General features: G+C 73.1%; 13 protein-coding genes. 8 read left to right on the top strand and 5 right to left on the bottom strand.

The window, feature by feature from the left end; translation table 11 throughout:
* Positions 1 to 66: 66 nt before the first annotated feature.
* Together OOK31_RS10610 and OOK31_RS10605 are read right to left on the bottom strand one after the other, a co-directional pair.
* Positions 67 to 720 carry a response regulator transcription factor gene (locus OOK31_RS10610; protein WP_267012185.1) on the bottom strand — a complete coding sequence of 218 codons (654 nt, stop codon included), beginning with the start codon at positions 718 to 720 and terminating at the stop codon, positions 67 to 69.
* Entirely contained in the window at positions 717 to 1,922 is a 1,206-nt protein-coding gene (locus OOK31_RS10605) for a sensor histidine kinase (protein ID WP_267012184.1), read from the bottom strand. Before OOK31_RS10605 ends, OOK31_RS10610 begins: the two co-directional genes overlap by 4 nt.
* Positions 1,923 to 2,117: 195 nt before the next feature.
* Between OOK31_RS10605 and OOK31_RS10600 the strand changes: the two genes are divergently transcribed.
* Positions 2,118 to 2,690, top strand: a complete 573-nt coding sequence (locus OOK31_RS10600) for a hypothetical protein (RefSeq protein ID WP_267012183.1) — start codon at positions 2,118 to 2,120, stop codon at positions 2,688 to 2,690.
* A 5-nt stretch (positions 2,691 to 2,695) separates the two neighbouring features.
* Here the strand turns inward: OOK31_RS10600 and OOK31_RS10595 are convergent, their stop codons facing one another.
* The gene (locus OOK31_RS10595) at positions 2,696 to 3,268 is read right to left on the bottom strand and encodes a cob(I)yrinic acid a,c-diamide adenosyltransferase (RefSeq protein ID WP_267012182.1); all 573 of its coding nucleotides are present in this window, start codon (positions 3,266 to 3,268) and stop codon (positions 2,696 to 2,698) included.
* A 108-nt stretch (positions 3,269 to 3,376) separates the two neighbouring features.
* On the opposite strand from OOK31_RS10595, the gene OOK31_RS10590 reads away from it, so the two are divergent.
* The 5 genes from OOK31_RS10590 to OOK31_RS10570 all read left to right on the top strand — a co-directional run bounded on the left by OOK31_RS10590 (position 3,377) and on the right by OOK31_RS10570 (position 9,022).
* Positions 3,377 to 3,916, top strand: a complete 540-nt coding sequence (locus OOK31_RS10590) for a hypothetical protein (protein ID WP_267012181.1) — start codon at positions 3,377 to 3,379, stop codon at positions 3,914 to 3,916.
* Positions 3,917 to 4,103: 187 nt separating this feature from the next.
* Complete coding sequence (locus OOK31_RS10585) at positions 4,104 to 4,952, top strand: 3-hydroxyacyl-CoA dehydrogenase family protein (RefSeq protein WP_267012180.1); 849 nt, start codon at positions 4,104 to 4,106, stop codon at positions 4,950 to 4,952.
* A 187-nt stretch (positions 4,953 to 5,139) separates the two neighbouring features.
* On the top strand, positions 5,140 to 5,463 hold the full coding sequence (locus OOK31_RS10580; RefSeq protein WP_267012179.1) for an STAS domain-containing protein: 324 nt from the start codon (positions 5,140 to 5,142) through the stop codon (positions 5,461 to 5,463).
* A gap of 62 nt (positions 5,464 to 5,525) precedes the next feature.
* A complete protein-coding gene (locus OOK31_RS10575; protein WP_267012178.1) occupies positions 5,526 to 6,170 on the top strand; it encodes a LysE family translocator in 645 nt (214 codons plus the stop codon).
* 209 nt (positions 6,171 to 6,379) lie between these two features.
* Entirely contained in the window at positions 6,380 to 9,022 is a 2,643-nt protein-coding gene (locus OOK31_RS10570) for an ATP-binding protein (RefSeq protein WP_267012177.1), read from the top strand.
* Positions 9,023 to 9,405: 383 nt separating this feature from the next.
* Here the strand turns inward: OOK31_RS10570 and nucS are convergent, their stop codons facing one another.
* Positions 9,406 to 10,077, bottom strand: a complete 672-nt coding sequence (nucS, locus tag OOK31_RS10565) for an endonuclease NucS (RefSeq protein WP_267012176.1) — start codon at positions 10,075 to 10,077, stop codon at positions 9,406 to 9,408.
* A 220-nt stretch (positions 10,078 to 10,297) separates the two neighbouring features.
* Here nucS and OOK31_RS10560 point away from each other — a divergent pair, with 220 nt between their 5' ends.
* Positions 10,298 to 10,690 carry an SCO5389 family protein gene (locus tag OOK31_RS10560; RefSeq protein WP_267012175.1) on the top strand — a complete coding sequence of 131 codons (393 nt, stop codon included), beginning with the start codon at positions 10,298 to 10,300 and terminating at the stop codon, positions 10,688 to 10,690.
* Between the two features lie 92 nt (positions 10,691 to 10,782).
* Here the strand turns inward: OOK31_RS10560 and OOK31_RS10555 are convergent, their stop codons facing one another.
* Positions 10,783 to 11,817, bottom strand: a complete 1,035-nt coding sequence (locus OOK31_RS10555) for an LLM class flavin-dependent oxidoreductase (RefSeq protein ID WP_267012174.1) — start codon at positions 11,815 to 11,817, stop codon at positions 10,783 to 10,785.
* A 244-nt stretch (positions 11,818 to 12,061) separates the two neighbouring features.
* Here OOK31_RS10555 and OOK31_RS10550 point away from each other — a divergent pair, with 244 nt between their 5' ends.
* A complete protein-coding gene (locus OOK31_RS10550; protein ID WP_267012173.1) occupies positions 12,062 to 12,388 on the top strand; it encodes an ATP/GTP-binding protein in 327 nt (108 codons plus the stop codon).
* Positions 12,389 to 12,393 lie beyond the last annotated feature (5 nt).

Here is a 12,393-nt window from a genome sequence, read left to right as displayed (position 1 = left end):
TTGCGGTGAGAGTAGAAAGGTCTGGACCAAGCGTCAAGAGGTCCAGACCTCATCTCCAGTGCCCGTCTAGATCCCCAACTCCTGGGCCAGGACTGCCGCTTGGACCCGACTGCGCAGCTCCAGCTTCCCCAGCAGCCGGCTGACGTGCGTCTTCGCCGTGGCCTCCGCCATCTCCAGACGGACCGCGATCTCCGCGTTCGACAGCCCCTCGCCCAGCGCCCCCAGCACCTGCCGCTCCCGCGGCGTCAGCGAGGCCACCGCCTCCGCGGTCTGCGGGCACACCGGGGCGCGCACCGCCCGGGGAGCGGCGAACTCGGCGATCAGCCGCCGGGTCACCGCCGGGGCGATCAGACCCTCCCCGCGCGCCACCGTGCGCACCGCCGCGATCAGCTCCGCCGCCTCCGCGTCCTTCAGCAGGAAGCCCGAGGCCCCCGCCCGCAGCGCTCCGAAGACGTACTCGTCGAGGTCGAAGGTGGTCAGCACCAGCACGTCCGCCAGGCCCTCCGCGACCACCTCACGGGTGGCCGACACCCCGTCCAGGCGCGGCATCTGCACGTCCATGAGGACCAGATCCGGCCGCAGTTCACGCGCCAGGCGCACCGCCTCCTCGCCGTCGCCCGCCTCGCCCACCACCTCGATGTCGCCCGCACTGCGCAGGATCAGCACCAGACCGGCCCGTACCGAGCCCTGGTCCTCGGCCACCACGACCCTGATGGTCATTCCCGTACCGCCTTCTCCTCCGCGGGCAAGGTCGCCCGCACCTGCCAGACATGTCCCCGCGGGCCCGCGGCGAACGTGCCGCCGAGCAGTTCCGTCCGCTCGCCCATCCCCATCAGCCCCGCCCCGGAGCCGGGCGCGCGCGGGCCCGGCCGGTCCCCGTACGGGGAGTCCACCTCCACGCTCAGCAGGGCGCCGAGGCGGGCCACCCGGACCGTGACCGTGCCCGGCGCGGCGTGCTTGAGGGCGTTGGTCAGCGACTCCTGCACGATCCGGTACGCCGCCAGCTCCACCGGCGTCGGCAGCGCGGGCCCCGGCGGGCGGTCGTCGCACAGGGTGAACTCCAGCCCGCTCGCCGCCCCGTTGGTCCGCGCCTGCCCGAGCAGGGACTCCAGCCCGTCGAGGGTGGGCACAGCGCTCGCCTCCTCGCCCGCCCCGCCCCCGGCGTCGCGCAGCAGCCCGATCAGCCGGCGCATCTCGGCCAGCCCCTGGACGCTGTTCTCCCGGATCACCCCGAGGGCCTCGTGGCTGGTGGCGGGGGAGTCGATGGACAGGGCGGCGGTGGAGTGGATGGCGATCGCCGAGAGGTGGTTGGCCACCATGTCGTGCAGCTCGCGGGCCATCCGGGCGCGCTCCGCGGCCACCGCCTGCGTACGGTCCATCTCGGCCAGCAGCGCCGTCTGCTCGGCGCGCAGCCGGGCGGCCACGGCGGCCTCCCGGTGGTTGCGCAAGGTGGAGCCGGTGAGGGCCGGGGCGAAGCTCACCAGGCCCGTGACCACGCCGATCAGCAGGGCCTGCGGGGTGCGCAGCCACACCAGGAAGCCGATGGTGACGGCAACGGAGATCAGGCCGGTGTGGACCGGCAGGCGCCGGGCCATGGCCGGTGTTCCGTAGACCACCGCCGCGTACATCAGGTCGGTGAAGATCAGGACGGTGGCGATGCTGCCCACCGTGAACTGGTCCGCGACCACGCAGAGGGTGCCCACGGCGAGCGTGAGGTTGGGCAGCGTGCGCCGCACCAGCTCCATCGGGCCGATCACCAGCAGCGGGACCAGCACCGCCCACTCGGGGAGGAACTGCCGGTTGTTGCTGCTGTACACCCCCAGCGACCACAGCAGGACACCGGCGAGCACGCTCACCACGCAGAGCAGTACGTCGTCGCGGTGGGGGCGGCCGGTCCTCGGCAGCGCGGTTTTCAGCAGCACGGTCCCATCCAACAGGGTGCGGGGCGCCCGGGCCTCGGCACGGGGGCGGAGAGGGCGCTACATCGAAGGGTGCAGCCCCCTTTCGTCACGGCGGACGACGCGGCGGGGCCCGTCCGCCGCGAGCCTGGAAGGGAACCCTGGGGAGCGCCCCGGGGGCACGAACCGGGCACCGGCCCGGAGGAACGGAGAGGTGCCGTGCTGCTCGCCCTGATCATCGCCTGCGAAATCGGCTTCTGGGTGCTGCTGGCCGGCGGACTGGCGCTGCGCTACCTCGCGCGGATGCCACGGCTGGGAGCCGCCGTCCTGCTGTGCGAGCCGCTGCTGGAGCTGGTCCTGCTGATCGCCTCGGTCGTCGACCTGAAGAACGGCGGCGAGCCGGACTGGAAGCACGGCCTGGCCGCCCTCTACATCGGCTACACCGTCGGCTACGGCCACTACACCGTGAAGTGGCTCGACGGGCACGCCGCCCACCGCTTCGCCGGGGGCCCGAAGCCCCCCGGCGCCACGTACGGCAAGGCCCGCGCGGTCCACGAGTGGAAGCTGTGGGCCAGGACCCTGGCCGGCGCCGCCGTCGCCCTCGCCCTGCTCCAGACCGCGATCTGGTACGTCGGCGACTCCGCCGACACCAGCGGGCTCCAGAACTGGCAGCTCGTCGCCCTGCGGATCCTCGGAATCCAGGCCCTGATCGCCGCGACCTACACGATCTGGCCGCGCAAGGCCCCGGCGGGCAAGGAGCCCGAGCCGGAGCAGGTCAGGGTCGACCGCTAGCTCGTCTAGCGCTCGCCGCCCGGGACCCAGAGCACGTCCCCGACCTCCTGGTTGGCCGCACGGGCCAGGATGAACAGGAGGTCGGACAGGCGGTTGAGGTAGGTGGCCGTCAGCGGGTTCATCACCTCGCCGTGCACCTCCATCGCCGCCCACGTCGAACGCTCGGCCCGCCGGACCACCGTGCACGCCTGGTGCAGCAGGGCCGCGCCGGGGGTGCCGCCGGGGAGGATGAAGCTGCGCAGCTTCTCCAGCCGCTCGTTGAAGGTGTCGCAGTCCGCCTCCAGGCGGTCCACGTAGAACTGCTCCACGCGCAGCGGCGGGTACTGCGGGTCCTCGACGACCGGGGTGCACAGGTCCGCGCCGACGTCGAAGAGGTCGTTCTGCACCCGGACCAGGACCTTCACCAGCTCCTCGGGCAGCGAGCCCAGCGCGATGGCCGTCCCGATGGCCGCGTTGGCCTCGTTGGCGTCGGCGTACGCGGAGATGCGCAGGTCGGTCTTCTGCGTGCGGCTCATGTCGCCGAGGGCCGTCGTGCCCTTGTCGCCGGTACGGGTGTAGATGCGCGTCAGGTTCACCATGCGGCCAGGGTAGACGCCCCGCCGGGGGAAATTCCGGGCGGAGCCCGCGCACCGCGCAGTACCCTCGCGCAGGGCCGCCGGAGCCCGTAGGACAAGGGGAGCAGCGGATTGACCGACCTGTACGACATCTGGCTGCGGGCCGGGGCCGCCCAGCAGATCGACCTCTGGGCGGGGTACCTCGCCTTCCGCCACCGGGACAGCCCGCAGTCCCGCCGGGAACTGGACGGGTACGCCGCGGCCGGCCGGGCGGCGGTGGCCTCCGGCGACACGGACGAGGCCTTCACCTGCGGGTACGAGCTCCGCGAGCGCGCCGAACGCTGGGCCGGGAACCCGCACCATCCGGCGGAGCCGGGCGCGGCCGAGCACGACCGCCGGGTCTGGGACTACGCGAAGGACCTGCTGCGCGCCGAGCTCCCGCCGGGCGAGCTGAACATCCCGGAGGCGGGCTGGACCGCCTCCATGGCCTCCTACGCCCTCCGGAAGCTCTGCGCGCTGCCCGCGGCGGACGCGGACGCCCGCGCGGACGCCCACTACCTCGCCGGACGCGTCGCCATGGCCGTCGAATTCGGCCACCTGCCGGCCGCGCGGGCGGAACTGGAACGGCTGCGCGAACTGGCCGCCCGCTACGCCGACCCCGACGAGGAATGAACCGGACGGGTGAACTGGGGGGCTGCGCACGGCTGCTGGGCCGGACCGGTGTGATGTCCGTCATCTGAGACGTGACGCGTGTTACTTCGCGGTCACACGACCCCTCACGGACGCTAGTCTCCGCCGGAGAGGCTCCGAGAGCGGGCCTTGTCGAGGCTGGGCCTGACTTAAGAACGTGGGGTGTGCAGTGGCTGGGAAGCTCGCCGTCATCGGTGCCGGACTGATGGGTTCCGGAATCGCTCAGGTCTCCGCTCAGGCGGGATGGGACGTCGTTCTGAGGGATGTCACCGACGCCGCGCTCACCCGTGGCACGGACGGCATCAAGGCCTCGTACGACAAGTTCGTCTCCAAGGGCAAGATGACGGCCGAGGACGCCGAGGCGGCGCTCGCCCGCATCAGCACGACCACCGACCTCGGAGCGGTCGCCGACGTGGACATCGTCGTCGAGGCCGTCTTCGAGAAGCTGGAGGTCAAGCACGAGATCTTCCGCACCCTGGACGAGCTGGTGCGCGAGGACACCGTCCTGGCCTCCAACACCTCCGCCATCCCGATCACCAAGATCGCGGCCGTGACGAAGCGTCCGGAGCGGGTCGTCGGCGCCCACTTCTTCTCGCCCGTCCCGATGATGCAGCTCTGCGAGCTGGTCCGCGGCTACAAGACGAGCGACGAGACCCTCGCCACCACCCGTGCCTTCGCCGAGTCCGTCGGCAAGACCTGCATCGTCGTCAACCGCGACGTCGCCGGTTTCGTGACGACCCGTCTGATCTCCGCGCTCGTCGTCGAGGCCGCGAAGCTCTACGAATCCGGCGTGGCCTCCGCCGAGGACATCGACATCGCCTGCAAGCTGGGCTTCGGACACGCCATGGGGCCGCTGGCCACCGCCGACCTCACGGGCGTCGACATCCTGCTGCACGCCACGAGCAACATCTACACCGAGTCCCAGGACGAGAAGTTCGCGCCGCCGGAGCTGATGCGCCGGATGGTCGACGCGGGCGACCTCGGCCGCAAGAGCGGCCAGGGCTTCTACAAGCACTGAGCACGACGCAAACAGTGAGCACGACCGTTCGAATCCCCGCACCCTACGGGGTGAATTAGGTATCGGTTCGCTCACGGTCGGCAACTTCCCTGCCCGCGAGGCAGTCAGTTGAAGTGAGAGTTGCCGACCACGGAGCCGGTCACGGACCAGTCGGACCACACGCACGCAGTACAGCCGGGGAGCACACATGCACATCAGGGGCGACCACGCCGAACTCGCTGTCGGGGGCCGCCTCGACGTGCGCAGCGCGGCGGACGCCCGTTCGGCCCTCCACGCCGCCCTCGACGACGGCCACGGCGACCTCGTGCTCGACCTGACCGGACTCGACTCCTGGGACGCGACCGGACTCGGCGTGATCATGGGAGCCCACCGGCGGGCCGGCCGCACCGGCCGGCGCCTGGTCCTGCGCGGGGTCCCCGACCGGATGCAGCGGCTCCTCGTCGCGACCCGGCTGCACCGCATCCTCGCCATCGAGGGCGGACTGGAAGCGGAGTCCCTGCCCCGCGTCTGAGCGGACCGCGAGCGGGCGTAAATGGGCTGCGGGCGGTCTTCGGGTTCCGCTTTCATGGCCGCATGGTGTCCACCGACAGACTGCTGGCCTTCGCGGCCATGTCCCTCGTACTGATCGTGATACCCGGCCCCAGCGTGCTCTTCGTCATCGGCCGGGCCCTGGCCCAGGGCCGCCGCGTCGCGCTGACCTCCGTCGTCGGGAACACGCTCGGCTGCTACGTCCTCGTCGTGGCCGTGGCGCTCGGCGTCGGAGCCGTCGTCGAGCGTTCCGCCCTCGTCTTCACGGCGCTCAAGCTCGCCGGCGCCGCGTACCTCGTGTACCTGGGCGTCAAAGCCGTACGGCAGCGCGGGTCCCTGCACGCCGCGCTCACCGGCGCCGACGTCCCCGCGGTGCGCGGCGCCCTGCGGACCCTGGGGGAGGGCTTCGTGGTCGGCGTGGCCAACCCGAAGACCATGGTGTTCTTCGCCGCCGTGCTCCCCCAGTTCGTCGACCCCTCACAGGGGCACGTCACCCTCCAGATGCTGCTGCTCGGCCTGGTCTTCAACCTCATCGCGCTGGTCTGCGACAGCCTGTGGGGACTGGTCGCCGCCACCACGCGCGGCTGGTTCGCCCGCTCCCCGCGCCGGCTCTCCCTCGTCGGAGGGGTCGGCGGGCTCACGATGATCGGGCTCGGCGTCACCGTCGCCGCCACCGGGCGCAAGGACTAGTCCGTCCCTTCCCGTTGCGGTGTCCGGGATTGTCCGGAGAAAGCATGACGTTCAGGTGCCGGGGAACCCCCTGAGGTTTCCGCGGCCCCGTCCACGGTCTAGGCTCCGGGCGGAAACCGGACCGGCAGCGACAGCGCCGTGTGAGCGAGGAGCGAGGGCCGGACGCAAGGACGGCTACGGCGCGCGCGACGCGATCGGGGGACTTGGTCATGGACCGCACACAGGGACAGCCCGGTCAGGGGGTGCCGCCGACGGGCGCGCCCGCGGGGACACATTCCGGTACGCAGGCCGGTACGCCGGCAGGCGCTTCGGCGGCTGCGCCTCCCGCGGGCCTGGCGCCCGCGCGGATCGTGACGCTGACCGCCGCGCAGTACACCCTCACCGTCAACCCCGTCGACGGCAGCGAGATCGAGCCCACCCGGCCCGGAGCCGGCCCCGGCCCCGGCCTCCCCGCCAAGCGCGACGCCGCCTCCCGCGCCGACCGGGACACCGCCGCACGACCCCCCGTACTGCCCGGACCGCCCCTGCCCGCCCGGCCGCTCCAGGAGCGGGACGAGGAGCGGCAGCGGCTCGTACGCCTGCTGGGCCGCGGCCGCTCCGTACGGCTGACCGGACCCGCCGGATCCGGCCGATCCACCCTCCTCGACGCCGTCGCCAAAGCCTGCGCCGGCCTCGCGCCCGACGGGGTCGTCCGGCTCGACGGCCACGGCCAGCAGCAGCCCTCCGAACTCCTCCACTCCCTGTACGCCGCCGTGTACGAATCCCCGGGCCGGCGCCCCGACCGCGAGCAACTCCTCACCGGGGTGCGGGAGATCGGCGCCATCGTCCTCCTCGACGACCTGGAGCTCGGCGGTGCCGCCCTCGACGAACTGCTGCGCGCCACCCCCGAGTGCGCCTACCTGCTCGTCGCCGCCCCCGACACCAAGCCCCCCGCCGACGACTCCCACCTGGAAGAGGTCTTCCTCGGCGGCCTCGGCCGGGCCGACTGCGTCCTGCTGCTGGAAGCGGCCACCGGACGGGCACTCACCGACGAGGAGACCGCCTGGGCGGGAGACCTGCGGTTCGCCTCCGAAGGCCTGCCGCTGCGCTTCGTCCAGGCCGCCGCGCTGCTGCGCCAGCGCGACGAACTGAACCGGGTCCCCGCGCCCGACGACGACGAGGAACCCGGGGTCTTCGAGGAACGCCCCCGCGACCCCGCCCACGTCCCGCTGCCCACCCTGGCCGAGGCCGCCGCCCCCGCCGAACTGCTGGCCTCCCGGGTCAGCGAATCGGCCCGGGCCGCCCTGCGCACCGCCTGCGCGCTCGGCGGGGAACTCCCGCACCCCGCACACCTGCCCGCGCTGGTCGGCGACACCCACGCCGACTCCGCCGTCGCGGAACTGCTGGCCTGCGGGCTCATCACCCCCGTCGGGCCGCGCTACCGGCTCTCCGAAGGCGTCGCACGGCAGCTGGAGGAGGCCGGGTACGGGGACACGGCCGCCGAGGAGGCCCGTACCGCCGCCCGGCACTACGCCTGGTGGACCGGGCACGCCTCGGTGACCCCGGAACGGATAGCCGCCGAGGCCGACGCGGTGCTCGCCGCGCTGGCCGGGGCCGATGTGGTGGCCGCCGTACTCCTGGCCCGCACGGCGGCCCCCGCCTTCGCGGCGTCCCTGCACTGGGAGGCGTGGGAGCGGGTGCTGCGGGCCGGCGCGGAGGCCGCGCGGAAGGCGGGCGAGGTCGCCGAGCAGGCGTACTTCCACCACGAGCTGGGCGTGCTCGCCCTGTGCGAGGGGCGCGTGGAGCGGGCCCGGGCCGAGCTGGAGGCCTCGATCGGGCTGCGGGGCGCGCTCGCGGACAAGCGTGGAACGGTGTCGGGGCGGCGGGCGCTGGCGCTCGTCACCGACCGGGAAGCCCTGGCGGTCGAGGCATCGCCACCCCTGCGACTGGCCCCACCGACCCCGGGCCCGAAGCCGGCCCCGCCCTCGGCCCCGCCCCAGACCCCGTCCCCGGCTCAGCCCTTGGCCCCGTTCCCGGCCTTGGCCCCGTCCCAGGGCCAGGCTCCGTCCCCGGCCCAGGCCCGGTCCTCGTCCCTGGCTCCGTCCCAGGGCCAGGGCCCTACCCCGTCCCAGGCGCCGTCATCGGCTCTGACTCCGTTCCCGGCGCTCGCTCCGGCCGCTCCGGCTGGCCCGGCCGCCCTCGTGGTGAGGCCGGGCTCGGAGGCCGTCACGCAGGTGACGCCGGTGGTTCCGCCGTCCCCGGCAACCCTGTCGCAGGTGTTCGGGGACACCTACCCGAAGGCGCCGAAGCCCGCCGCGCCGCTTCCCCCGCACCCGGAGCCCGAGCCCGGCGGGCGGCGCAAGACGGTGCTGCTGGCCGCCGCCGGGGCGCTGACGGTGGTGGCGCTCGGCACGGTCGTGGGCCTGTCGCTGGCGTCGGGGGACGGGGAGGAAGCGAAGGCTCCCGCCGTGTCCTCGACCCCGGACGCGCCGGCGGTGACCCCGCCGCAGGTGCCGGGGAGCAGCGTGAACGATTCCGCGCCGCAGCCTCCCGCGGAGCCGGCCGCCTCCACCCCGGGCGCGGGCCCGGAGCCCGTCTCGGGCGACGCCCCGCAGCAGCCGGCCGACCCGGCGCAGCCGTCCCGTACGTCCGGCCCGCAGCGGCCTCCGGTGGTGGTCCCGCCCGCCCCGAAGCCGACCCCGGCCCCGCCGACGCCGCCGCGCTCCCCGTCCCCGGACCCGGTCGTCACCCCGCCGACGTCCCCGGCCCCGGATCCGACGCCTTCGACCCCGACGAAGTCCCCGGAGACCCCGACCACCTCGGCGGCGGCCCCCGAAACCCCCACCACCTCGCCAGGCACCCCGACGGCGTAGCCGGGCGCTCTCCCCGCCCCGCCCTTCGCCCGTTCCCCGGGGCTCGGCCCCGGACCCCGGTCCTCAAACGCCGGACGGGCTGGATCAATCCAGCCCGTCCGGCGCTTGAGGACCACCCCGCGCAGCGGCCACCCACCCGCAGCCGGCCCACCGGGCTCCGCCACGCAAACCGGCCCCGCACCGGCCCCGCCGGACGGAGTCCGGCGCAGCGGCGCGAAGCCGGTAAGGCCCGCCAGGGCCGCACCGCGCGAGCGGCGCGTCAAAAGGAGTGAGTGCGGCGCGTCAAAAGGAGTGAGTGCGGCGCGTCAAAAGGAGTGAGTGCGGCGCGTCAAAAGGAGTGAGTGCGGCGCGTCAAAAGGAGTGAGTGCGGCGCGTCAAAAGGATCAGAACAGGCGGAGCTTGTCGTCCTCGATGCCGCGCAGGGCGTTGTAGTCGAGGACCACGCAGTCCATGCCCCGGTCATTGGCGAGCACCCGCGCCTGCGGCTTGATCTCCTGGGCCGCGAACACACCCCGGACCGGCGCCAGGTGCGGGTCCCGGTTCAGCAGTTCCAGGTAGCGGGTCAGCTGCTCGACGCCGTCGATCTCCCCGCGGCGCTTGATCTCCACGGCCACCGTCGCGCCCGACGCGTCCCGGCACAGGATGTCCACCGGGCCGATCGCCGTCATGTACTCGCGCCGGATCAGGGTGTAGCCCTCGCCGAGGGTGTCGATCCGGTCGGCCAGCAGCTCCTGGAGGTGTGCCTCGACGCCGTCCTTGATGAGCCCGGGGTCGGTGCCCAGCTCGTGGGAGGAGTCGTGGAGGACTTCCTCCATGGTGATGATGAGCTTCTCGCCCGCCTTGTTGACGACCGTCCAGACGCCGGCGTCGTCCCCGCTCCCTTCCTTGAGGGTGCACGGAGGCGACATCCAGTTGAGCGGTTTGTACGCCCGGTCGTCCGCGTGGATCGAGACACTGCCGTCGGCCTTCACGAGGATCAGACGGGGTGCCGAGGGCAGATGGGCGGTGAGCCGGCCCGCGTAGTCGACGGAGCAGCGGGCAATGACGAGACGCATGGTCGGCAACGCTACTCGACGGGAAGGCCTCCACGCGATTCGCCCCTGAAAGCCCCGTTCGCCGATGGCGCGTTGTATGCGCATTCTCCTGGTGCGGTACCCGGCGGGCGCCTACCGTGGTGAGCGGGAGGTTGCCGAGCGTGCACGCTGCGTCGCGGCCTCCTTCCCTGCCCGTAAGACTCCGGCAACCCGAACGGCCGGGGTCACGAGAGGAGAACCCATGTCGCTCGACGTCTCACCGGCCCTACTCGAACAGGCCGAGCGAGGCGAGGTCGACGAAGCCGCATTCGTCGACTGCGTCCGGACCTCCCTGCCTTACGCATGGGAGATGATCAGCTCGTTGACGGCCCAGCTGGAGGTTGAGGGCGGAGAGTTCGCCGACAACCAGACGCCGCCGCCGGACGAGCAGGCGCGCGGGCAGCTGCTGCGCGCGCTGGCGAGTGACGCGATACGTGGTGCGCTGCAGCGGCACTTCGGCGTGCGCCTGGCATTCCAGAACTGCCACCGTGTAGCGGTGTTCCCGCTGGATTCCTCGGTGGACGACCGGCTGGCCAAGTTCACCTCGATCCGCGGCCAGCTGCTCAACCAGTCGCCGGAGCTCCGCGACTGCTAGCGGGACCGGTACCGCGCTGCCGCTCCGTGTCGCGGGAGGTGCGACTGACACCGGAGCGGCAGCCCCAGCCCGCAGGCCCGTGCCCCGTGCCCTTACGGGCCCAGCTGCGGCAGGACCTCGAGGCCCAGCCGCCGTACGTTCTCCTCCGTCGCCGCGAGGTCGCCCGAGCCCTCCGTCAGCAGCGCGAACCGGGTGATCCCGGTGCGCTCGGAGGTCGCCGCCAGCCGGTCCGCGGCCAGTTCAGGGGTACCGACCGGGTGCAGGTCGCACAGCAGCTCCGTGTACGCGACCGGGTCCCGCATCGCGCGCTGCCGGCCGTCCACCGTCACGTGCGCGTCCAGGCCCTGCCGCAACCAGCCCGGCATCGCCTTCAGCAGCGTCTCGCGGGCGTCCGCCGTCCGGTCCGCGAGCTGGCAGACCCCGGCCGAGACGTGCCCGGCCGCCCGTACGGCCTCCGGGGCGTGGCCGGCCGCCAGCGCGGTCTCCCGCCACAGCGCGACCATCGCGGCCTTGTCCTCGTCCCCGCAGTGCATGCCCAGCAGCATCGGCAGCCCCCGCCGCGCGGCCATCCGTACCGACGACGGCGACGTGCAGGCGACGATCAGTTCCGGCCCTGTCCCGTCACCGTCCAGCGCCTCCGCCGGACGCGGTACGACGGGCACCTCGCGGAAGGCGTGCCGCTCCCCGGCGGCGCCCACGCGCGGCTCGGTCAGCCAGCGCCGCAACAGGTCGAGGTCCTCCGGGAAGCCGTTCTCGTACGCCTCCAGGCGCCCGCCGAACACCTCCAGGTCCACCCACGGCCCGCCCCGCCCCACCCCGAGGGTGAACCGGCCCCCGGAGGTGACGTGCAGCAGGGCCGCCTGCTCCCCGAGGGCCACCGGGTGGGTGTTGGGCAGGACGCTCACCGCCGTGCCCACCCGCAGCCGCCGGGTCCGCCCCAGCAGCAGCGCCGCCAGGGTCACCGCCGACGGGCAGACCCCGTACGGGACGAAGTGGTGCTCGGCGAGCCAGACGGAGTCCAGCCCCGCCTCCTCCGCCACCTCGGCGGTCCGCACCGCCCGGTGCAGTGCCTCCCCCTGTCCCTGGCCCGGGAACTGGGCCGCCAGTACAAACGCTCCTACGCGCATCGCCCTTAGCCTCCTCGCGGCTGACGCGGCCTCCCCCAGGTTGACCGACTCGTTGATGGGATCAACGTCTGATGGCAACAACGTCTGACACGTGCCAAAGGCACGGCCTGACAGGAAAGTTATTGAGATTGTCGGGCCAGTTCTCGTGTGACGGTCAGCCTTCTCAGCCACCCTGCGGGTACCCGGGCCCGCTGCGCGTAGTCTGGGAGAAAGTCACTGTCGGCCGCCCTTTCGTGAGGTATACGTGTCACCGCGCCACAACCGCCCCAGGGGCGGCGAGACTCCGGACGAACGACCTGCGACCGGCCTCGACCGGTACGGGCTGGAGCGGACCGAGGAGTACCAGGGCGAGGAGTGGAAGGTCAGACACGTCGCGGGCGCGAGCGCGGCGGGCAAGCGCTACCGCTGCCCGGGCTGCGACCAGGAGATCCCCTCCGGCACCCCGCACCTGGTGGCCTGGCCCGAGTACGGCGGCGTCGACGACCGGCGGCACTGGCACAAGGCCTGCTGGAACGCGAAGGACCGCCGCACCTCCAAGGTGCAGCGGTCCCGCAACGCGCCCAAGTACTAAGCCGC

The sequence above is a fragment of the Streptomyces sp. NBC_00249 genome (genome assembly GCF_026342355.1).
Classification (GTDB): Bacteria; Actinomycetota; Actinomycetes; order Streptomycetales; family Streptomycetaceae; genus Streptomyces.
This window is presented reverse-complemented; position numbering and strand designations above follow the sequence as displayed.

Bases quoted from the DNA above. Each gene is read 5' to 3' on its own strand.
- OOK31_RS10610 (WP_267012185.1), bottom strand. From the start codon at position 720: ATGACCATCAGGGTCGTGGTGGCCGAGGACCAGGGCTCGGTACGGGCC.
- OOK31_RS10595 (WP_267012182.1), bottom strand. From the start codon at position 3,268: ATGGTGAACCTGACGCGCATCTACACCCGTACCGGCGACAAGGGCACG.
- OOK31_RS10580 (WP_267012179.1), top strand. From the start codon at position 5,140: ATGCACATCAGGGGCGACCACGCCGAACTCGCTGTCGGGGGCCGCCTC.
- OOK31_RS10575 (WP_267012178.1), top strand. From the start codon at position 5,526: ATGGTGTCCACCGACAGACTGCTGGCCTTCGCGGCCATGTCCCTCGTA.
- OOK31_RS10570 (WP_267012177.1), top strand. From the start codon at position 6,380: ATGGACCGCACACAGGGACAGCCCGGTCAGGGGGTGCCGCCGACGGGC.
- nucS (WP_267012176.1), bottom strand. From the start codon at position 10,077: ATGCGTCTCGTCATTGCCCGCTGCTCCGTCGACTACGCGGGCCGGCTC.
- OOK31_RS10560 (WP_267012175.1), top strand. From the start codon at position 10,298: ATGTCGCTCGACGTCTCACCGGCCCTACTCGAACAGGCCGAGCGAGGC.
- OOK31_RS10555 (WP_267012174.1), bottom strand. From the start codon at position 11,817: ATGCGCGTAGGAGCGTTTGTACTGGCGGCCCAGTTCCCGGGCCAGGGA.